Here is a 21,805-nt window from a genome sequence, read left to right on the forward strand (position 1 = left end):
ATCCGCCAGGCGCCAAGGGCGCCGCCGTCCCTGGGACTTTCCTCCTCATCCATGCAGAAAATCATTCGCCAGCTCGCGGCCGAGATCAAGGTCGGCGAGCACCAGGTGAAGGCTGCCGTCGAGCTGCTCGACGGCGGCGCCACCGTGCCTTTCATTGCCCGCTACCGCAAGGAGGCCACCGACGGCCTCGACGACATCCAGCTGCGTGAACTCGAGGCCCGCCTGTCCTATCTGCGCGAGCTCGAGGATCGCCGCGCGGCGGTACTGAAGAGCATCGACGAGCAGGGCAAGCTGACGCCCGCGCTGCGTGCCGCGATCGATGCCGCGCCGACCAAGCAGGAACTGGAAGACCTCTACCTGCCCTTCAAGCAGAAGCGCCGCACGAAGGGCCAGATCGCGCGCGAATTCGGCATCGAGCCGCTGGCCGACAAGCTGCTGGCCGATCCGACGCTGGATCCGGCCGTCGAGGCGCAAGCCTTCCTGCAGCCGGCCACGACGCTGGACGACGGCAAGCCGGGCCCGGACTTCTCGAGCGTCCCGGCCGTGCTCGATGGCGTGCGCGACGTCCTGTCCGAGCGCTGGGCCGAGGATGCGGCGCTGGTGCAGCGCCTGCGCGAATGGCTCTGGGCCGAGGGCCTGCTCAAGTCCAGCCTGATGGCGGGCAAGGACGAGAACAACGCCGACATCGCCAAGTTCCGCGACTACTTCGACTACGACGAGCCGATCGGCCGCGTGCCCTCGCACCGTGCGCTCGCGGTGTTCCGCGGCCGCGCGCAGGAGATCCTCGACGCCAAGCTGGTGCTGCCGGTCGAGCCCGAGCCGGGCAAGCCCTCGATCGCCGAAGGCAAGATCGCGCTGCACCTCGGATGGAGCCATGCGGGCCGCCCGGCCGACGACCTGATCCGCAAGTGCGTGGCCTGGACCTGGCGGGTCAAGCTGGCGCTGTCGACCGAGCGCGACCTCTTCACGCGGCTGCGCGAGGATGCCGAGAAGACCGCGATCAAGGTCTTCGCCGACAACTTGCGCGACCTGCTGCTGGCCGCGCCGGCCGGCCCGCGCGTCGTGATGGGCCTGGACCCGGGCATCCGCACCGGCGTCAAGGTGGCGGTGGTCGATTCGACCGGCAAGCTGGTCGAGACCGCGACCGTGTTTCCGCACGAACCGCGCCGCGACTGGGAAGGCTCGCTGCACACGCTCGGCAAGCTGTGCGCCAAGCATGGCGTGAACCTGATCGCGATCGGCAACGGCACGGCCAGCCGCGAGACCGACAAGCTGGCGGCCGACCTGATCAAGCTGCTGGCCAAGATGACGGCGCAGGCCGGCGCGCCCGACGTCAACGTCGACAAGGTGGTGGTCAGCGAGGCCGGCGCCTCGGTCTATTCGGCCAGCGAGTTCGCCTCGCAGGAAATGCCCGATGTCGACGTCAGCCTGCGCGGCGCTGCGAGCATCGCACGGCGGCTGCAGGACCCATTGGCCGAACTCGTGAAGATCGATCCGAAGTCGATCGGCGTCGGCCAGTACCAGCACGACGTGAACCAGAGCGAACTCGCACGCACGCTGCATGCGGTGGTGGAGGATTGCGTGAACTCGGTCGGCGTCGACCTCAACACGGCCAGCGTGCCGCTGCTGTCGCGGGTCTCGGGCCTGTCGGCCAGCGTCGCCAAGGCGGTGGTGCGCTGGCGCGAGGCCAACGGCGCCTTCGCCAGCCGCCAGCAGCTGCTGGACGTCAGCGGCTTCGGTGCCAAGACCTTCGAGCAGAGCGCGGGCTTCCTGCGCATCCGCGGCGGCAGCAACCCGCTCGACATGACCGGCGTGCATCCGGAAACCTATCCGGTGGTCGAGCAGATGATGGAGAAGACCGGCAAGCCCGTGGCCGAGCTGATGGGCCGCGCCGAGATGCTCAAGACCCTCAAGCCCGAGCAGTTCGCCAACGAGAAGTTCGGCGTCATCACGGTCAAGGACATCTTCGGCGAGCTCGAGAAGCCGGGCCGCGACCCGCGCCCGGACTTCAAGGTGGCGCGCTTCAACGACGGCGTCGACGACATCAAGGACCTGGTCGAGGGCATGGTGCTCGAGGGCACGGTGAGCAACGTGGCGCAGTTCGGCGCCTTCGTCGACCTCGGCGTGCACCAGGACGGCCTGGTGCACGTGAGCCAGCTCTCGCACAAGTTCGTCAACGATGCGCGCGAGGTCGTGAAGACCGGCGACATCGTCAAGGTCAAGGTGATGGAAGTGGACGTGGCGCGCAAGCGCATCGGCCTGTCGATGAAGCTCGACGCCGCGCCGGCGCGCCGCGATGGTCCGCGCGACAACCGCTTCGAAGGGGCAGGGCGCGGACAACAGGGTCCGCGCCGCGACAATTCGCCGCAGCCGGCCGGCCAGATGGCCTCCGCCTTCGCCAAGCTGCAGGGGCTGCGCAAGTAGGTGGCGGCCGCGGGAGCGAGCGCAACATTCTTGCCGGCAAGCATTGCATGAAGGCGCTTCGCATCTACGCCGGCCCGGCCGCGCGCGCGCACATCGCCGCCCACGGCCTGCGTCCGCAGGATGTGCGCTCGGTTCCGGGCGCGGCCGGCGGCCCCAAGGGGCTGGTGCTCGGTCCGCTCGACCGCTTCCTGTTCGGCGACTGGCTGCCGCAAAGCGCGCAGCCGATCGACCTGGTCGGCGCCTCGATCGGCGCCTGGCGGCTGGCGAACGCCTGCCTGGGCGACACGAAGACCGCCTTCGAAGAATTCGAGAAGGGCTACATCCACCAGCATTTCGAGCTGCCGCCGGGCCAGAAGCGGCTGAGCGCGAAGCAGGTCAGCGCGCAGTTCGGCGAGGGGCTGCGCAGCTTCTACGGCGGCCGGACGGCGGAAGTCCTCGGGCATCCACGGTACCGCCTGCATGTCATCACGGCGCGCGGCCGGCACATCCTCGGACGCGAGGGCCCGGCCCGCACGCCGGTGGGCTACCTGGGGGCCTTCCTCACCAACAGCGTGCACCGCAAGAGCCTGGGCGCATGGCTGGAGCGCGTGGTGTTCTCGACCCCCGGCGCGGCGCTGCCCTTCGGTACGCGGGATTTCCGCACCCGCCAGGTGGACCTGGTCGAGGCCAATTTCGAGCTCGCGCTGCAGGCCTCGTGCTCGATCCCGTTCATGCTCGAGGCGGTGCACGACATCCCGGGCGCGCCGCCCGGCGCCTACTGGGACGGCGGCATCACCGACTACCACCTGCACCTCGACTACGGCAATGCCGAGGGCATCGTGCTGTACCCGCATTTCCAGCAGGCCGTGGTGCCGGGCTGGCTCGACAAGGGCCTCAAGTGGCGCCACAAGCCGACCGGCTTCCTCGACCGCATGGTGGTGCTGGCGCCGGACCCGGAATGGGTGCGGTCATTGCCCAATGGCAAGCTGCCCGACCGCAACGACTTCATCCGCTATGGCAACGACCTGCCGGGGCGCATCAGGACCTGGAGCACGGCGGCGCGCGAATCGCAGCGGCTGGCGGACGAATTCAGGCAGTGGCTCGATAGCGATTGCAGCGCGCGGGATGTGCGCCCGCTCTAGAGGCGCAGAAGGCTTGCGTCTGGGGGCGCGGAGCAGCCCTGTGCGCCGATTGCGTGCGCCCCGGTGTAGCGCAGCTGCATCAACGCATTGTCAAGCGCGATTTGATGGAAAAGCTTGTCTACGTGTGCGTCGACAAACAGTCCGTCACCCCTCATATTGCCGCCAGGGGAGTGACACGAGACGCCAGCAGACCCAGGAAGCGAGGTCGCAGCGCCTTCGCAGGAGGCGTCTCATGAACAGAGTATTCAGCGCGCTCTGGAACGTGCATCGCGGCCAGGTCGTCGTCGCATCAGAACACGCAAGAAGAGGCAAGGGAGGATCGGGCAGTGGCACGGGTGGTGTCCGCTCGCTGCGCAGGCGCGGCGCAGCGCCTGGAACCGGCCATGCCGCGATGGTCTCGTGGACGGCGCTTGCCATCGGACTGGCGCTGGCCCCAGTGGCATTCGGCCAGGTCACCATTCCCGCGGGAACGAACGTCGGCGCCTATCTGAACACCAACCTGAACGCGACCAACAACAGCTTCGTTCTGGGCGGCGACGCGGTCTGGAACACCAGCGTTGCCCAAACGGCGCCGCGCGCACTGCTGACGCTGGACGGCGCGGGCTACACGATCACCACAGGGGGGATCACCAACAGTTTCCTGCATCCCTCCTCGAGCGTCACGCCGACGGCGGTCACGCTCTCGAACCTGAGGTTCCAGGGCACCTCGTCGACGGGGTATCCGCTGTTCTATTACAACGGCACCAACGGCTACACGGTCAATCTGAACCTGAACGATGTGACGTTCAACAACTTCACCGGCGGCTCGGGCGTCGAGGGCAGCGTCATGTACATGAACGTGTCCTCGACGACGTCCTCGACGGTGAACGTCACGGCGGGGGGCGCGAACGGCATCACGTTCTCCAACAATGTCGGTGCCGGCGACGCCGCAGGTGCGCTCGCGATGTATGTCGGCACGATGAATTTCGATGGCCGGGTCGCCTTCGATTCCAACACCACGGACAACTACGGCGGCGCCGTATCGATGTACCAGGGACAGGGCGTCCTGAACTTCAACGGCCCGGTGACCTTCACCAACAACCGCGCCGCCAACTATTTTGGCGGTGCGATCGACCTCTGGGGCGGCGACTCGAGATTGATCTTCAACGGGCCGACGGTTTTCTCAGGGAACTACGTCAGCAGCGTCCAGACGGGCGCGGGCGATCCGCGCGGCGGCGCCATCAACATCGGCTACCTGAGCCCCGGTTCGGGCGCCACCATTGCCCAGTTCAATGACACCGTCACATTCGACGGCAACTACATCAACTCGACGGGTGGCAACGGCAATGCGCGGGGCGGTGCGATCAGCGCGTTCGGAAACGGAAGTTCGTACGACTATCGCTACGTCTTCACGGCCCCGGCGATCTTCACCAACAACTTCGCCGTCAAGTCCGGCAGCGGGTCGGGCGGCGGCTACGGCGGCGCCATCTTCTACGACTCGGCCAACGCGACGGCGAGCCTGGCTTCGGGCTCGCAGTTCCTGAACAATTCGGCGTCGACCAGCGGCGGGGCGATCTATCTGCAATCGGGCACGATCACGTTCAACGCGCTGACGGACAACATCCGGTTCGAGGGCAATCGGCAAGGCGTTTCCGTTTCGGGCGGCCGGCCGGTGGCAGGTTCCGGCGAACCGAACGCCATCTATCTGGGGACCTCGGGCAACCTCAACCTGAACGTCAACGCGGGGCAGCAGATCCAGTTCTATGATCCGATCGGCTCGACGGCCGGCTCCACCGTCACCGTGACCCAGACCGGAGACGGGGAGGTCATCCTGCATGGCGACAACGGCGCGACGGCGCTGTTCGACTCGACCATCCGGGCGAACACCACGGTCAGGGGGGGCGACTTCACGCTCGCGGACAGCGTGAATTACGGGACCGTGGGGGCAGGCACTTTCCTCGTGACCACCGGCTCCGGCACCGCAGGGACCGTGCGGGGCGGCGCCAATTCGAACCTGCGCGCCCAGGCTGTCACCGTGGCCGATGGTGGAACGGTGGCCGTGACCGGCGGCACGCTGACACTCGACGCGACAACCATCAACTTTCAGAACGGCGCCCGGTTCGGCGGCAACGGCATCCTGGCCGCGACCAACAACATGATCCTGGCGGGAACGGTCATCGCGACCCCCGATGCGGGGAACACGCTGAACGTCTCGGGGCGCTTCACCGGCGCGGGCGGACTCTCGGTGCAGGGCAGCGGCAGGCTGGTGCTCTCGACTCCGGCCAACGCCTACACGGGTACCACGGCGGTGGGTGCGGGCGCCACGCTGATGGGCGGCGTCACTGGCGCATTCGGCCTGAGTTCCGGCATGACGGTCGAGGGCACGCTGGATCTCGGCCAGAACAACCTGAACCAGACCGTCGCCAACCTGGCAGGCTCGGGCACGATCCTGCTGGGCTCGGCCACCTTGACCGACAACAGCACGGCGGCCACGACCTATTCCGGCAGCATCGCGGGCTCGGGCAGCTTCATCAAGTCCGGCACCGGCAACCTGACGCTCTCGGGCGCGGCGAACAGCTACACCGGCGGGACGACGATCCAGGCCGGCGGCGGCACGCTGACGGCGACCCACGGCAATGCGCTCGGCACGGGCGCGGTGGCGAACGGCGCCACCTTCGAGCTCGACTTCGCCGCCGACAGCACGTTCGCGAACCTGCTGACGGGCACTGGCGCCTTGCAGAAGACCGGTGCAGGCAAGGCGACGTTGACAGCTGCGAGTTCGAGCGCCGGCACCGTGACCGTGAGTGCCGGCACGCTGGACTTCGCGCAGACCGGGGTGTTCACCGCGTCGAGCCTGACCACCGGCGCCGGCGCCACGACGCAGATCGGCGCGAACGCGCAGTTGAGCCTCTCGGGGACCCTGGCTCAGGCGGCGGGGGCGACCCTGAACGTCGATGTGGGGGCGGCGAATCCGCCGCTCGTCACGGCCAACGCGGCGACGCTGAACGGGACCCTGAATGTCACCGGCTTCTCGGGTGTGGTGCCGGCCCTGGCGAGCGCACTGTCCGCGAACGCCTACACGATCATCCACACGACGGGCGGCGGCATCAGCGGCAACTTCACGTCCTTCAACCCGGCCGGTTCGTCGAGCCCGGTCGACTACCTCACGATCCTCGGTCAGCAGAGCGGCGCCGACTACAACGTGGGCTTCGGCCTGGCCTGGCTCGGCGGAGCGGGCGGCGGCAACGGCACCTTCACGCTGGTGAATCCCGGTGATACCTTCAATGTCGACGTGGCCCTGGGCAACCAGGTGGCCTCGGCGACGGGCTGGAACGGCCAGACCTTGACGAAGAACGGCGCTGGCCTGCTCGTGCTCTCGGCCGACAACACCTACACCGGCCCCACGACGATCAACGCGGGCACGCTGCAGCTCGGCAATGGCGGCACGACCGGCTCGATCCTCGGCGATGTGGTGGACAACGGCACGTTGACGCTCAACCGCTCGAACGCGCTGACCCTCGCCGGCGCAATCAGCGGCACGGGCGCGGTGAGCCAGATCGGCGGCGGCACCACGACGCTGACAGGCACGAACACCTACACGGGCATCACGACGATCGCGGCGGGCACCTTGCAGATCGGCGACGGCGGCGCCACCGGTTCGATCGCGGGCGACGTGGTGAACGACAGCGCGTTGCTCATCAATCGGTCGGGCACGGTGGCCTTCGGCGGCGCGATCAGTGGCACCGGTTCGGTCAGCCAGATCGGCGCGGGCGTCGCCGCGCTGAGCGGCACGAATACCTACACGGGCGGCACGACGATCGCGGCCGGCACCTTGCAGCTCGGTGCCGGCGGCGCGACGGGCTCGATCGTCGGCGATGTGGCGGACAACGGCACGTTGGCCTTCAACCGTTCGGACGTCGCGGTTTTCGGCGGGGTGATCAGCGGCACGGGCGCCGTCGAGCAGTCGGGTGCCGGGACCACGGTGCTGACCGCCGCCAACACCTACGGCGGCGGCACCACGATTGGCGCCGGCACGCTGCAGATCGGCAACAACAACTTCACGGGCAGCATCGTCGGAGACGTGGTGAACAACGGCACACTGACGTTCGCCCGCACGAACTTCATCACCTTCGACGGCGAGATCAGCGGCAGCGGCACGCTCTCGCAGATCAGCGGCGGCACCACGACGCTGACGGGCGCGAACACCTACGGCGGCGGCACGACGATCGCAGCCGGTACGCTACAGCTCGGTAGCGGCGGCACCACCGGCTCAATCGTCGGCAACGTGGTCGACAACGGCACGCTGGTGTTCAACCGTTCCGACGCAGTGAGCTTCGACGGCGTTGTCAGCGGCGGTGGGGCGGTGGCGCAGAACGGCGCGGGCACGACCACGCTGACTGGCGCGAACACCTATACGGGCGCCACCACGATCACTGCAGGTACCTTGCAGATTGGCAACGGCGGCACCACCGGCTCGATCGTCGGCAACGTGGTCGACAACGGCACGCTGGCGTTCAACCGATCCGACACCCTGACCCTCGCGGGCTCGATCGGCGGCGGCGGCAGCCTCCAGCAGATCGGCACGGGCACCACGCTGCTCACGGGCGACAGCAGCGCTTTCACCGGCACCACCAGCGTCACCAGCGGCAGGCTGCTGGTCGACGGCACCCTGGGTTCGGTGGCAAGCACGCTGTCCGTGTCTTCCGGCGGCACGCTCGGCGGCCACGGCACCATCGGGGGCAATGTGAGCATCGCCGATGGCGTGCTGTCCCCCGGCGCCTCCCCCGGCACCCTCACCATCGGCGGCAATCTCGCTTTCACCAGCGCCTCGATCCTGAACTACGAGTTCGGCCAGGCCGGCGTGCCCGGCGGCACGCTCAACGATCTCACCATCGTCGGCGGCAACCTCACGCTCGACGGCACGCTCAACGTCACCGTTCCCACAGGCGGCAGCTTTGGTGCGGGTGTCTATCGCGTCTTCAACTACAGCGGTACGTTGACCGACAACGGTCTCGCGCTCGGCACGATGCCGGCCGGCAGCGCCACCTTCGTGCAGACCGGGTTCGCGGGCCAAGTCAACCTGGTCAACACGGCGGGCGTGACACTCAACTACTGGGACGGCACCGGACCCAAGTTCGACGGCGTGATCAATGGCGGCAGCGGAATCTGGCAGGCTGCGGGAGGCAACGACAACTGGACCGATTCGACCGGCGCGCTCAATGCCGCGTACACGGATGGCGCCTTTTCGGTCTTCGCCGGTGCGGCCGGCACGGTGACCGTGGACACCGGCCTCGGCGCGGTCACGTCGTCGGGCATGCAGTTCGCGGTCAACGGGTACGTGGTGCAGGGCGGTCCGATCACCTTGCTCGCAGGCGGCAACACCTTGCGCGTGGGCGACGGAACCGGTGCGGGCGCCGGCTACGTGGCCACCATCGCCTCGGCGCTGGACGGCACCGGCGGCGTGGTCAAGACCGACCTCGGCACGCTGGTGCTGACGGGCGCGAACGGCTATACGGGCGGCACGACGATCTCCGCGGGCACGCTGCAGATCGGCAATGGCGGCACCAGCGGTTCGATCGTGGGCGACGTCGTGGACAACGGCGGCCTGGCCTTCAATCGCTCGGACACGGTGAGCTTCGCGGGGACGATCGGCGGCACCGGTAGCGTCGCGCAGATCGGCACCGGCACCACTGTGCTGACCGCCGACAACACCTACAGCGGCGGCACGACCATTTCCGCGGGCACGCTGCAGATCGGCGATGGCGGCACCACCGGTTCGATCGCCGGCGACGTGGCCGACAACGGCACGCTGGCGTTCAATCGTTCCGACGCGGTGAGCTTTGGCGGCATCGTCAGTGGCAGCGGGGTGGTGGCGCAGAACGGCGCGGGCACGACCACGCTGACCGGCGCGAACAGCTACACGGGCGGCACCACGATCACCGCGGGCACGCTGCAACTGGGCAACGGCGGCACCACCGGATCGATCGTCGGCAACGTGGTCGACAACGGCACGCTGTTGTTCAACCGTTCCGACACCTTGACCCTCGCCGGGGCGATCAGCGGCACGGGCGCGGTGAATCAGATCGGCGGCGGGACCACGGTGCTGACGGGCACGAACAGCTACACCGGGGGCACCACGATCGCCGCCGGCGCCTTGCAGCTCGGCGCCGGGGGCACCACGGGCTCGATCGTCGGCGACGTGGCCAACAGCGGCACGCTGGTGTTCGACCGGTCGGACGTCGCAAGCTTCGGCGGCCTCATCAGCGGCACCGGGTCAGTCACGCAAGCCGGCGCGGGAACGACCGTCCTGACGGCCGCCAACACCTACGGCGGCGGAACCACGATCACGGCGGGAACGCTGCAACTCGGCGCCGGCGGCACCAGCGGTTCGATCGTCGGCAGCGTCGTGGACAACGGGACGCTGGCGTTCAACCGTTCCGATGCGGTGACCTTCGGCAGCGTCATCAGCGGCAGCGGCGCGGCCTCGCAGATCGGCGCAGGCGTGACGACGCTGACGGGCACGAACACCTACACGGGCGGCACCACGATCACGGCCGGCACCTTGCAGCTCGGCGCCGGCGGCACCACGGGCTCGATCGTCGGCAACGTGGTCGACAACGGCACCCTGGCGTTCAACCGTTCCGACGCGGTGGCCTTCGGCGGCGTGATCAGCGGCAGCGGGGCGGTGGCGCAGAACGGCACGGGCACGACCACGCTGACCGGCGCCAACAGCTACACGGGCGGCACCACTATCACGGCCGGCACCTTGCAGATTGGCAACGGCGGCACCACCGGCTCGATCGTCGGCAACGTGGTGGACAACGGCACGCTGGTGTTCAACCGTTCCGATGCCTTGACCCTCGCGGGCTCGATCGGCGGCGGCGGCAGCCTCCAGCAGATTGGCACGGGCACCACGCTGCTCACGGGCGACAGCAGCGCTTTCACTGGCGCCACGGCGGTCACCAACGGCACGCTGCGGGTCAACGGCACCCTGGGCTCGCCGACGAGCACGATGTCCGTGTCCTCCGGCGGAACGATCGCCGGCCACGGCACGATCGGCGGCAGCGTGGCCATTGCCGACGGCGTGCTGTCGCCCGGCGGCTCCGTCGGCACGCTGACCATCGGCGGCAACCTGTCCCTCGCCAGCGCCTCGGTCCTGAACTACGAGTTCGGCCAGGCCGGCGTGCCCGGCGGCACGCTCAACGATCTCACCATCGTCGGCGGCAACCTGACGCTCGACGGCACACTGAACGTTTCGGCCGCAGGCGCCGGCAGCTTCGGCCCGGGGCTCTACCGCGTCATCAGCTACGGCGGTACGCTGACTGACAACGGCCTCGTCCTCGGCACGGTGCCGGCGGCCAGCGTCGATATCGTCCAGACCGGCTTCGCGGGCCAGGTCAACCTGGTCAACACCGCCGGCCTGACACTCAACTATTGGGACGGCACCGGACCCAAGTTCGACGGCGTGGTCAACGGTGGCAGCGGCGTCTGGCAGGCAGGGGCCGGCAATGACAACTGGACCGAGTCCAGCGGCATGATCAATGCGGGCTACTCGAACGGCGCTTTCGCCGTTTTCGGCGGCACGCCCGGCACGGTGACGGTGGACAACAGCCTTGGTCCCGTCACCTCGTCGGGCATGCAGTTCGCTACCGGCGGGTACCTGGTGCAGGGCGGTCCGATCACGCTGCAGCCCGGCGCCCAGGTCTTCCGTGTCGGGGACGGCACTTCGGCGGGGGCCGGCTACGTCGCCGCGATCGACGCCGAGTTGACCGGCACCGGCGGACTGATCAAGACCGATCTGGGTACCTTGGCGCTGACCGGCACCAACACCTACACCGGCGGCACGACGATCACCACAGGCACCTTGCAGCTCGGCAACGGCGGTACCACGGGTTCCATCCTGGGCGACGTGGTCAACCAGGGCCGGCTGGTCTTCAATCGCTCGGACACCGCGGTCTTCGGCGGCGAGATCAGCGGGAGCGGCGTGGTGGTGCAAGCCGGTCCCGGCACCACCGTGCTGACTGCCGACAACAGCTACCTTGGCGGCACGACGATTGCCGGCGGCACGCTGCAACTGGGCAACAACGGCGCCACGGGCTCGATCCTCGGGGACGTCACGAACAATGGCTCGCTGGCCTTCAAGCACGCGAACGACATCACCTTCGACGGCGTGATCAGCGGCAGCGGCTCGGTGGTGCAGGCCGGCAACAACGTGACCACGCTGACGCGCTCGAACACTTATTCGGGCGGCACGCTCATCTCGGCGGGCACGCTGGCCGGCTCGGCGGCGAGCTTCGGCAGCGGGCCGATCCAGAACAACGCCGCGCTGAACATCGACCAGCCGGTCGATGCCAGCTTCGCCAACGCCATCAACGGCCCGGGCAGCTTCGCCAAATTCGGGGCGGGGGCGCTCAACCTCACGGGCGTCAGCGGGCTGACCGGGCCCACAACCGTGGCGGGCGGACTGCTCGCCGTCAACGGCTCGCTGGCCAACTCGGCGGTGCAGGTGCTGGCCGACGGGACGCTGGGCGGAAACGGCGTGGTCGGCAGCACCGTGATTCGCGCGGGCGGCAAGATCACGCCCGGCAACTCCATCGGCACGCTCACGATCAACGGCAACTTCACGCAGGCGGCCGGTTCCACCTACCGCGTGGAGGTGAATCCGGGCAGCACCGCCTCCGACCTCGTGAAGGTCAACGGCACGGCGACGCTGGAGAACAACCCCTTTCTCTACGTCGTCAAGGTCAGTCCCGGCGAATACTCGCTGAACTCGCGCTACACCGTGCTCACCGCCACGAATGGCGTGACCGGCACCTACGCCCTGACCGGCGAGACCGCCGGCGCTTTCTACAGCCTGGTCGACTCCTACGATGCCAACAACGTCTACCTCACGCCGGTGCAGATGCGCACCTTCCCGAGCGCGGCGCTGACGCGCAACGAAATCGCCACCTCGTTCGCCTTGCAGAGCCTGCCCGACGGCAATGCACTGAAAGATGCGGTGGGCCTGCTTGCCAACGACATCGAGGCGCGCGATGCCTTCAACAAGCTGTCCGGTGAACTCCACGCCTCGGCCAAGACGCAGATGATCGAGGACAGCCGCTTCGCGCGTGAGGCGGCGACGGACCGCACGCGTCAGGCGCTGTGTGCGGTCGGCGGCACCGACTCGCGCATCGGCACCCAGCCGGGCGGCGCTGGGGCCACGCCTTTCGCGGACTCGGAGTGCAACCCGTCGCGTCCGGTGGTCTGGGCCCGGGCCTTCGGCTCCTGGGGCAGCACCGACGGGGATGGCAATGCAGCGAAGCTGAGCAGTTCGATCGGCGGCCTGTTCGCCGGTACCGACGCGCGGGTGTCCGACAACTGGCGCCTGGGCGTGCTGGCGGGCTACAGCCGATCGACCTTCGATGTAGACGATCGCCATTCCTCGGGCACCAGCGACAACTACGATCTCGGCGTGTACGGCGGCACGCAATGGGGCGATCTCGGCCTGCGGCTGGGCGCGGCCTACACCTGGCACAGCCTGGACACCCGCCGCTCCGTGGTCTTCCCCGGCTACGCCGACCAACTCAATGGCGGCTACGACGCCAGCACTGCCCAGGCTTTTGGCGAACTGGGCTGGCGCATCGATGCCGGACAGGTCCAGCTCGAACCGTTCGCGAGTCTGGCCTACGTGAGACAGTCGACCGACGGCTTCGCGGAGCGCGGGGGGCTCGCCGCCCTGACCGGGCGAAGCGACGACACCAGCACCACGTTCTCGACGCTGGGTCTGCGCGCCGCATCCACCTTCGCGATGGGCGGCACCGACTGGACCGCCCGCGGCATGCTGGGCTGGCGCCATGCCTTCAGCGGCACGGTGCCGACCAGCGCGCTGTCTTTCAACGGCTCCAGCGCGTTCGTCGTGGCCGGCGTGCCGATCGCGAAAGACACGGCCGTGCTCGAACTCGGCGTCGATGCGCCGATCGCACGGAATGCGCTCGCCAGCCTGTCCTATGCGGGGCAGGTCGGCAGCGGCAGGCGGGACAACGGCATCCGCGCCAGCGTGAGCTGGAAGTTCTGAGGCACCTGCACGCGGAGCGTCGGGGTTGCCGGTTCCGGCTGCCGCTGTTCGGTGTTTGCAGCGCGCTCGACGTGCGCCCGCTCTAGCGACGTGGTTGCTAGAGTGAGCGTGCGCCCGTCCGGCGCCCGTCTCAGAAGTAACCCCGTCCCTGCCGCCTCTGGTGCCATTTGCATCCATGATCAACATTCGTGACATCTATGCCTTTCTCGAACTGGTCGAGCAACGCAACTTCAATGCGGCCGCCGAAAGCCTGCACCTGACGCAATCCGGACTGTCCCGGAAGATCGCCCGGATCGAAGCCCAGGTCACGCAGCGGCTCTTCGATCGGACGACGCGCTTCGTGCGACCCACGCCCGCGTGCCTGCTGCTGGCGCGCCATTGGAGAGAGGCCTTGCAGGGCTATCAAGCCGGCCTCGATGCGATCCGCGGCACGGACGACGAGCTCGCGGGGTCGCTGGTGATTGGCGTCAGCGCAACATCTCGCCATGGCGTCTGGCAAGGCCTGGGCGAGCGCTTTGCCCAGCGCTATCCCAAGGTCAGCATCCGGATCGAATCGATTCCTTCGCAGGATGTGATCCACCACGTCAAGAACGGCGATCTGGAGGCCGGGTTCTGCGGTGGCCCGGTCGACGACCCCTCGCTGGGCGTGATCCGCATCGAGACGGTTCGCTACCAGGCGCTCGTGCCCGCGGGCCATCGCTTCGCTCGCAGGAAGGGGTTGAAGCTGGCCGACCTCCAGGAAGAGCCGCTCGTGCTGGTGAACCGCCGGACATGGCCGCGCGTGCGGACGCCGATCGATGCCATCCTGGAGCCGCTCGGCCTGCTTGATCACGTCGTCTTCGAGCCTCACCTTTCCGAGGTGCTGCTCAGGCACGTCGTGCAGGATGGTCTGCTCGCCATCCACCCGGTGGGCGCCTGTCAGCTGCTGCCGAGCGGGATGAAGGCGATGGCGATCCGCGATCTGGCCCTGTCGCTGGACAACTCGTTCATCTGGCGCAGGTCCACCACGTCGCCTGTCGTGCGAACGTTGGTGAACGTGGTGGAAGGCATGGACCGGCCGATACCTGCCGAATCCTCGCGCGCCTTGCGGACCGGCAGCGAGCGCGCGTCTTAGAACCTGTTTGCGACCCCAGGGAGATCGCAAACAGGTTCTTAGAGGGTCGGCAGCTTGGCGAAGCGGACCGCTTCGCGCCAGGCCGCGAGCTGCGCTTTGAGGAGCCTCTCCAGTGCGTCAGGCGAACTGCCCGCCAGGATGTTGCCGTTCTGCGAGAAGATCTCCCTCAGCTCGGGACGTTCGAAAACCATGACCATCCCGCGCGACAGGCGCGCCACGACCGGCGCCGGTGTTCTGGCCGGTGCGAAGAAGCCGGTCCATGGCAGCAGATTGACTTGCGGCAAGCCGACCTCCGAGAAGGTCGGCAGATCCGGCGCGCGAATGCTTCGCTCAGGCAGCAGAACGGCCAATGGCTTGCCCTGGCCGCGAAACTTGTCGATCAGGTCGATGGTTCCGATCGTGAGGTGGACACGGCCTGCCATGAAGTCGTTCACGATCTGCGCGCCGCCCTTGTAGGGCACATGGATCATTTCGATGCCCGCGTGCATCTGGACCTGCGCCATGGCGATGATGCTGGTGGAATCTCCGGTGCCATAGGCCAACTGCCGAGGATGGGCCCTGGCGTAGTCGATCAGTTGCTGCATGCTGTCGACCGGAACGCTCTGGTGCACGAACAGGAAGTACGTGAACGACGTAAAGCGCGAGACCGGCAGGAAATCCTTCAGCGGGTCGTAGGGCGGTCTGGTGACATGGATCGCCGGCACGTAGTTGAGTGCACTGGGCGTGGCGAGCAACAGCGTGTGGCCATCGGGCGCCGCCCGCGCAACCTCCAGGGCCGCAATCGATCCGTCGCCACCCGGGCGGTTGTCCACCAGCACCGGCTGGCCGAGTGCTTCGGTGAGCGGCTGCGCAACGATCCGGGCCGCACTGTCGGCCGGGCCGCCGGCCGTGAATGGAACGATCAGGCGAATCGCCTTGGTTGGAAAATCGACTGCCGCGGCGGACTCTTTGAGCGAGCCCCCCGCGGCGCAGATTGCGGCGGCCTTGAGCAGCAGGCGGCGGGTGACGGTGATTGGGTGGTTCATGCCAGTTCGCCGCGCAGGCGCCGTCTTGCCGTCGCGTACTCGTGCCGGAGTCTTGCGACATAGTCCTCGGTCGCCAGGACTTCGCTGACGGCGCCGATGCCTTGGCCGCAGCCCCAGACGTCCTTCCAGGCCTTGGCCGCCGAATCGGGGGGCGCGGTCGGGGCGGCTTCATTGCCAGGCTGCGCCTCGTCCAGCGATTGCCACTTGTGCTGCTGGCGTTCGGTATCGAAAGCCAGCAGGCGCGACGTGCGCTGCGGCAGGTTCTCGGGGTCGAGACCGGCCCGGAGGATCGATGGCTTCAGGTAATTGCCATGGACGCCGGTGAACAGGTTGGTGTAGACGATGTCCGTCGAAGCGCCGTCCACGATGGCCTGCTTGTAGGCCTCCTTGGCGCGCGCCTCCAGGGTCGCAATGAACGCCGAGCCGATGTAGGCGAAGTCGGCGCCCATGACTTGCGCGGCCAGCACCGCGGAGCCGGTCGCGATGGCGCCGCCCAGCGCCAGCGGGCCGTCGAACCAGCGCCGGATTTCCTGCACCAGCGCGAACGGACTCGTCGTGCCCGCATGGCCGCCGGCGCCGCACGCGACGGCAATCAGGCCATCGGCGCCTTTCTCGATCGCCTTGCGGGCAAAGCCGTCGTTGACGACGTCATGCAGCACCACGCCGCCGTAGCCTCGAATGGCCTCGTTGACTTCGGTGCGGGCGCCGAGCGAGGTGATCACGACCGGAACCCTGTGCCGGACGACCGTGGCCAGATCCGCATCGAGCCGGTCATTGCTCCTGTGCACGATCAGATTGACGCCGAAGGGCGCTGCCGGACGCTCGGGCTGGCCGCGATCGCAGGCGGCCAGAGTTTCCGCGACCTCGCCCAGCCACTCGTCGAGTTGCGCGGTCGGCCTGGCGTTGAGCGTGGGCATCGTGCCCAGGACACCGGCCTTGCACTGCGCGATCACCGTGGCAGGCGTGCTCACGATGAACAAGGGCGATCCGATGACCGGGAGCGGCAGCTTTCGCAAAAGAGGGGGTAGGGTTGACATGGGTCGGTCCTGTCGTGGGTTGAGACTCAAGCGCCCTTGAAACGGGCCGGACGCTTGTCGCGCAGCGCCTGCAAGCCTTCGGCGCGGTCTTCACTGCGGGAGATCCGGTCGAGCATCTGCAATTGCGCGAAATGCGCTTCGACCGGCCCCTTGGGCAAGGTCTGCATGGCGATCGCCTTCATCGACTGAACGACCAGCGGCGCGTTCAGCGCGATGCGCTCGGCAATGGCCATGGCGCGCTCGAAGGCCGTGCCGTCGGCGACCACTTCGTTCACCATGCCGATCTCGTGGGCGCGCTGGGCGGACATCGCGTCGCCGGTCATGATCCATTGCAGGCCGGGCCGGAACATGAACCGCCCCGGGAAGCCGGCCATCAGGCCGCCGTACAAGCCCATGCGGGCCTCCAGATAGGCGAAGCTGGCGCTCTGTCCTGCGATGACGATGTCGCACATCAGCACGAAGGAGCAGGCCATGCCCAGGCAGGCGCCTTCGGTGGCAACGAGGATGGGCTTGTTGCAGGGGACGGAGGTGTTGGGCATCGCACCCGCATCCGTCTCGGGCGGGTTCTTGATGTCGACGCCGGCCGAGAAGCACGGTCCCATGGCATGGACCACACTGACCCTGGCGTCCGATGCAGCGAATGCCTTCCACGCGAGATGCATGCCTTCGCACATCGCCTGGTTCCAGGCGTTGCGGGCCTCGGGTCGGTTCATCCGGATGACGAACACTGCGCCGATCTGTTCGGTGATCACGGGGTTCATGGAGGGCACTCCTGCGGGTCCGGGTGTGCACCGGATACTGTTCGATCAGGGGAAAGGAAGCGATGCAAGATCGCCTCGGTGTCGGCGCCCAGGCGGGGCGGGGGTCGTGCCTGCAGCGGCGTCTTGGAGAATCGCAGCGGATTGGCGACGACGCGGATGCTGCCCGCATCGGACAGGTGCAGTTCCTGGACCAGTTGCCGATGAATGACCTGGGGTTCGTCGAAGGCCTCGGCAATCGTGTTGACGACGGCACATGGCACCCCCGCACCGGCAATGCGGGAGACCCATTCGGCCTTCGGACGCCGCAGCGTGATCTCCGCGACCAGTGCATCGAGTTGCGCGCCGTTCTTCAGGCGGTCTGCCAGCGTCGCGAAGCGCGGGTCGGACAGCCACGCCTCTCGTTGCAGGACCGAGCACAAGACAGGCCAGTGCCGTGCATTGGACTGGATGATCACGAAGCCGTCCGAGCAGGGATAGACACCCGACGGCGCTGCCGCGATGCCGGAGTTGCCTACACGCCCCTGCGGATGTCCCGAAGCCAGATAGTTGCCGGCGATGTAGGCATTGCCCGCTACCGCGACATCGAGCAAGGCGAGGTCGATGTACTGCCCCTCGCCGGTCGCGCGGCGATGCAGCAGGGCCGCCAGGATGCCGGTGCATGCATACATGCCGGTCAGCACATCGGTATGCGGGACCAGCGTTCGCATCGGGCCGCCGCCCGGCTGGTCGTCGGGCAGGCCACAGGTGCTCATGGCACCCGACAAGCCCTGGAACAGGAGGTCATAGCCGGGGTAGGCCGACAAGGGGCCCGTCTGACCATATCCGGTGATGGAGCAGTAGACCAGCGCGGGGTTCGAGGCCGACAGCGACGCATAGTCCAATCCATACCGCGCCAGATTGCCGGCCTTGAAGTTCTCGACCACCACGTCGCTGTTCTTGGCGAGTTCGCGGATGGACGCCTGACCGCCGGCACTGCGGATGTCCACGACGACCGATTTCTTTCCCCGATTGCAGCAGGCGAAGAATCCGGACATTCCTTGCGCCGAGGCGCCCGACGTCGTCGATGGCAGTTCGGTGCCGGGATAGTGCGGCGGAAAGCTCCGCGCTTCGTCGCCGCCCTGCGGGCTTTCGATCTTGATCACCTCCGCCCCCATGTCCGCGAGCACCTGCGTGCACCAGGGCCCCGCGAGAACCCGGGTGAGATCGAGCACTCGGATGTTGTCGAGTATGTTTGCCATGAATCCAGTCCTTCGAAAAGGAAAATTGGTCTAGAACGCGCTGCGGACACCGAACGCGATGCCCTGTGGCGCAGCGCCCGGTCCACCTGCCGAAACCACGGGGTCGCCCGCTGCCAGCGGAAAGCTGGCTTTCGCACCGTTCTTTACCTTTCCGGCCGTGGCATACAAGCCGCTCCGCTTGGACAGCGAATACACGTAGCCGATCCCGTAGGAGGTGCCCGCGTGCCCCGCGCTGCACGAGGCATGGCAGAGCCTCTGGACCAGCAGCGACACTTTGCTTGCGCCGCTGGTCCAGGTGCCACCAATCCAGATGTCTTGGCCGTCGGCATGCGGCGTTGGATGGCTGACCTTGAAATACCCTCCTGAGAAGGACATGGAACCTGTCGTGTAGGTTGCGCCGACGATCAGGTCCTTGCGTGTAGCCAGACCTTCGAATGCGCCGGCGCGCACCAGGGGCAGCTTGAGCCGCTGGTGCGCCCCGGCCAGAAGCCAGGGGCCGCTCTTGTATTGAAGGCCGACTGCCACGAGTTCATTGGCGCCCTTGGGCGGTGCCGGGTCGACGCCGCTGCTCTCCGAGCCGAGGCTGTACACCAGCCGCGCCGTGAACCCGCTGCTGGTCGGCGAGGTGTAGAAGATGCCGTTGCTGACTCGCCCGAAGCGCTCGATGCCGGTGCCCGATCGCGCGCCGATGGCCTGCAGATTGCCGTAGAGGCTGAAGTTCATCGGATCTGTGGCGGCGCCGGTCCAGAACAATGGCGTGTAGTCTCGTCCAGCCAACAAGGTTCCGAAGGCGCCGCTGAGCCCGATGTGAGAGCGTCGATTGAATCCACTCGGTGTCAGTGCGCCGCCGGGCAACGCGGGCGACGCACTGGCAGGGTTGCCTGCGTAGGCCTTGGGGTTTCCGGTGTCCAGGTCGAAGCCGGATTCGAGCGTGAAGACCGATCTGAGCCCCCCGCCGAGATCTTCCGAGCCCATGAATCCGAGGCGGCTTCCGCTGCCGTATCCGGACGCCAGCCTCGTGACTTTCGCCCCGCCCGGGCCGCCACTCTTCTCGAATCCAATGCCGACGTCTGCGATGCCGTACACGCTGACGCTGGCCTGCGCCAAAGTGGGCGCCCAAAGCGCGCTGAAAATCGTCCGCAGGCGTTGCGCCTGCTGGCGGTTCTTGATCATGTCTCGCTCCCCGTCTTTCTTGTCCCGGCGATTCGCCGACACGCGGCGTTTCGTCCAGGGAAGACGATAGGGAGGTCGGCGATGCGGGTCCAATGCGGCGTGTGACTTTATTCATGACCGCCCGTCATCGAAGACCGGCATCGATATCGCAATCGCGCCCGCGCGCTGCGGTGCGTCGCCTGAAAGACTAAGAGGAGGCTATCGCCCTCTGGGCGGAGCCACGCACCCAGCCAATTCGGCCATGCGCCGAACCCTTGTCGCCATCCATCAGCGAAATCTCCCACAGCACATTGCGCCCCGTCTTTCCCTTGGGTGAATCAGTATCCAAGGCTCACTGCCCGCGGCTCATGCATGACACGTCGGGCATCCAGGAACAATGATCGAGGGGGATCGCTGACATGTTCGGCACATTGCATCAGCGAGTTGGATGGCGCGTTGCTTCGGCTGGGTGCGTGGTCCTGGCGACCCCGAGCCTGCGGAGAGCGCATGGCCCGTGCTGATGATGTCGAGTGGGAGGGCACCGTCCTCGCCGGACCCGGGACCGCATCGATCGTTCGCATCCCGGCGCCCGGAACCAACGGACTGTGCATTCAACTCGATGCCCCCGGTGGGTACAAAGGGTCCACATCGACCTTGTTCATTGTGGAGGACGCGAGCCAGAAGTTCGGACGGCAGTTGCGCCTGGACTACGGACCCAGGCCCACCACGGTCAATGGTCAAAAGGTGACCGTGATCGACTACCACTGGAACCAGAAGGGAACGATGGGCGACTTCGGCATTCCCGACCACTCGCCAGCATCGCCCGCGGGCCGCTATGTGCACGGGGCCGCAAAGTACTTCAGGTACGGTGGCCGGATCCTGCTCGTGGCGGGAGCGACATTCGATGCCATTTCGATCGTGAAGGCCGACAAGCCGCTGCGGCGCGCGTCCGAGGTCGTCGCAGGTTGGGCCGGCGCGTGGCTGGGCTGCAGAGTCGTCGGAGCGGGCGGCGCGTATGCGGGCGGCGTGGCGGGGTCCGCCGCGCCCGTGGTGGGCAACGCGGCCGGCGCGGCGATCGGCGGCATGGGGGGCTGCATCGTTGGGGGCCTGGGGGGCTAATGGGCCGGCAGCGAGGTGGCAGGCGTCGTCTATGACTGGGCCGAGGACACCTCGTTCTCGCCCCTGATGCGCGTCACCGAAAACGAAGTCCATCTCTGGCTGCGCGAGCGTGGGCTTTGATGCGATGAATCCCTTGATCACGCTGGCGAGGGCCGAAGTCTCGTCGCCGATCACGGCATGTGAGTTGTTCTGGTCGATCACGCCAGAGCCGCAGGACGAGGGCATGGACGCACGCGTCATCGATTGCCTCAGCGATGCCTTCTGCGCCCATGGAGGCATCGCCTTCGTATCCGACATGCCGCAATCTGGCGATCGCTTCATCGATCGCGCCAAGAGCTTGTTCCGATCGTCGCAGTCCGTGGTTCAGAAGGACGGCTACAGCTTTCGTCGATTGCGCATGCCGCGCGTGCGTTCCCGATCGCTGTGGCTGGTCGATACCGAGCGTGCCGACATCGCCAGAAGCTTTTTCCTTCTACAGGCTTGGTATTACGCCCCTTGCCAGATCGCCTTCTTTCGCGAGCCGGGCAGCCATCGCGTTGCGCTCGCCGATGTGGACCTTCAGGCGGCGATCCTCGATGGCGGCTGGCAGGCATTGACCACCGTCTTGCATGCATCTTCCTCCGTGGCCGTCTGCACGCCGGGCCACGACGGCGCCTGGTTGAAGTTTGTCTTCGCAGATGCACACGCCATGCGTCGCTTCGGCGAAACCCTCGAGGCCCGCTGCATCGCTCTTCAGATGCCCTACACCAGCGCGCTTTGAGCGAGCGCCCCTTTTCAAGAA

General features: G+C 67.4%; 11 protein-coding genes. 6 read left to right on the plus strand and 5 right to left on the minus strand.

The window, feature by feature from the left end; translation table 11 throughout:
• Positions 1-51: 51 nt before the first annotated feature.
• The 4 genes from AC1DYD_RS05150 (at position 52) to AC1DYD_RS05165 (ending at position 14,692) form a co-directional block, all read left to right on the plus strand.
• Positions 52-2,424 (plus strand): Tex family protein, encoded by a 2,373-nt coding sequence (locus AC1DYD_RS05150; protein ID WP_478171659.1) that lies wholly within the window; start codon positions 52-54, stop codon positions 2,422-2,424.
• Between the two features lie 47 nt (positions 2,425-2,471).
• Positions 2,472-3,545 (plus strand): patatin-like phospholipase domain-containing protein, encoded by a 1,074-nt coding sequence (locus AC1DYD_RS05155; protein ID WP_478171660.1) that lies wholly within the window; start codon positions 2,472-2,474, stop codon positions 3,543-3,545.
• A gap of 232 nt (positions 3,546-3,777) precedes the next feature.
• Entirely contained in the window at positions 3,778-13,578 is a 9,801-nt protein-coding gene (locus tag AC1DYD_RS05160) for an autotransporter-associated beta strand repeat-containing protein (RefSeq protein WP_478171661.1), read from the plus strand.
• Between the two features lie 175 nt (positions 13,579-13,753).
• Positions 13,754-14,692 (plus strand): LysR family transcriptional regulator, encoded by a 939-nt coding sequence (locus tag AC1DYD_RS05165; protein WP_478171662.1) that lies wholly within the window; start codon positions 13,754-13,756, stop codon positions 14,690-14,692.
• A 38-nt stretch (positions 14,693-14,730) separates the two neighbouring features.
• Here AC1DYD_RS05165 and AC1DYD_RS05170 read toward each other — a convergent pair whose 3' ends face one another.
• From AC1DYD_RS05170 to AC1DYD_RS05190, 5 genes are read right to left on the minus strand one after another with little or no spacing between them, the layout of a single operon-like run.
• Positions 14,731-15,717, minus strand: coding sequence for a Bug family tripartite tricarboxylate transporter substrate binding protein (locus AC1DYD_RS05170; protein ID WP_478171663.1), 987 nt, complete (start codon positions 15,715-15,717; stop codon positions 14,731-14,733).
• Complete coding sequence (locus AC1DYD_RS05175) at positions 15,714-16,754, minus strand: NAD(P)H-dependent flavin oxidoreductase (RefSeq protein ID WP_478171664.1); 1,041 nt, start codon at positions 16,752-16,754, stop codon at positions 15,714-15,716. The genes AC1DYD_RS05170 and AC1DYD_RS05175 overlap by 4 nt, the downstream gene beginning before the upstream one ends.
• A gap of 26 nt (positions 16,755-16,780) precedes the next feature.
• Entirely contained in the window at positions 16,781-17,515 is a 735-nt protein-coding gene (locus AC1DYD_RS05180) for an enoyl-CoA hydratase-related protein (RefSeq protein WP_478171665.1), read from the minus strand.
• Positions 17,512-18,753: a CaiB/BaiF CoA transferase family protein gene (locus AC1DYD_RS05185; RefSeq protein WP_478171666.1), complete on the minus strand. Its 1,242-nt coding sequence runs from the start codon at positions 18,751-18,753 to the stop codon at positions 17,512-17,514. The genes AC1DYD_RS05180 and AC1DYD_RS05185 overlap by 4 nt, the downstream gene beginning before the upstream one ends.
• 30 nt (positions 18,754-18,783) lie before the next feature.
• Positions 18,784-19,926 carry a porin gene (locus AC1DYD_RS05190; protein ID WP_478171667.1) on the minus strand — a complete coding sequence of 381 codons (1,143 nt, stop codon included), beginning with the start codon at positions 19,924-19,926 and terminating at the stop codon, positions 18,784-18,786.
• Positions 19,927-20,412: 486 nt separating this feature from the next.
• Here AC1DYD_RS05190 and AC1DYD_RS05195 point away from each other — a divergent pair, with 486 nt between their 5' ends.
• The gene (locus tag AC1DYD_RS05195; RefSeq protein ID WP_478171668.1) at positions 20,413-21,024 is read left to right on the plus strand and encodes a hypothetical protein; all 612 of its coding nucleotides are present in this window, start codon (positions 20,413-20,415) and stop codon (positions 21,022-21,024) included.
• A 133-nt stretch (positions 21,025-21,157) separates the two neighbouring features.
• Positions 21,158-21,784: a hypothetical protein gene (locus tag AC1DYD_RS05200; protein ID WP_478171669.1), complete on the plus strand. Its 627-nt coding sequence runs from the start codon at positions 21,158-21,160 to the stop codon at positions 21,782-21,784.
• The last annotated feature ends 21 nt before the right edge of the window (positions 21,785-21,805 follow it).

The sequence above is a fragment of the Variovorax sp. P4_B11 genome, from assembly GCF_056402355.1.

Bases quoted from the DNA above. Each gene is read 5' to 3' on its own strand.
- AC1DYD_RS05150 (WP_478171659.1), top strand. From the start codon at position 52: ATGCAGAAAATCATTCGCCAGCTCGCGGCCGAGATCAAGGTCGGCGAG.
- AC1DYD_RS05155 (WP_478171660.1), top strand. From the start codon at position 2,472: ATGAAGGCGCTTCGCATCTACGCCGGCCCGGCCGCGCGCGCGCACATC.
- AC1DYD_RS05160 (WP_478171661.1), top strand. From the start codon at position 3,778: ATGAACAGAGTATTCAGCGCGCTCTGGAACGTGCATCGCGGCCAGGTC.
- AC1DYD_RS05165 (WP_478171662.1), top strand. From the start codon at position 13,754: ATGATCAACATTCGTGACATCTATGCCTTTCTCGAACTGGTCGAGCAA.
- AC1DYD_RS05170 (WP_478171663.1), bottom strand. From the start codon at position 15,717: ATGAACCACCCAATCACCGTCACCCGCCGCCTGCTGCTCAAGGCCGCC.
- AC1DYD_RS05175 (WP_478171664.1), bottom strand. From the start codon at position 16,754: ATGTCAACCCTACCCCCTCTTTTGCGAAAGCTGCCGCTCCCGGTCATC.
- AC1DYD_RS05180 (WP_478171665.1), bottom strand. From the start codon at position 17,515: ATGAACCCCGTGATCACCGAACAGATCGGCGCAGTGTTCGTCATCCGG.
- AC1DYD_RS05185 (WP_478171666.1), bottom strand. From the start codon at position 18,753: ATGGCAAACATACTCGACAACATCCGAGTGCTCGATCTCACCCGGGTT.
- AC1DYD_RS05190 (WP_478171667.1), bottom strand. From the start codon at position 19,926: ATGATCAAGAACCGCCAGCAGGCGCAACGCCTGCGGACGATTTTCAGC.
- AC1DYD_RS05195 (WP_478171668.1), top strand. From the start codon at position 20,413: ATGGCCCGTGCTGATGATGTCGAGTGGGAGGGCACCGTCCTCGCCGGA.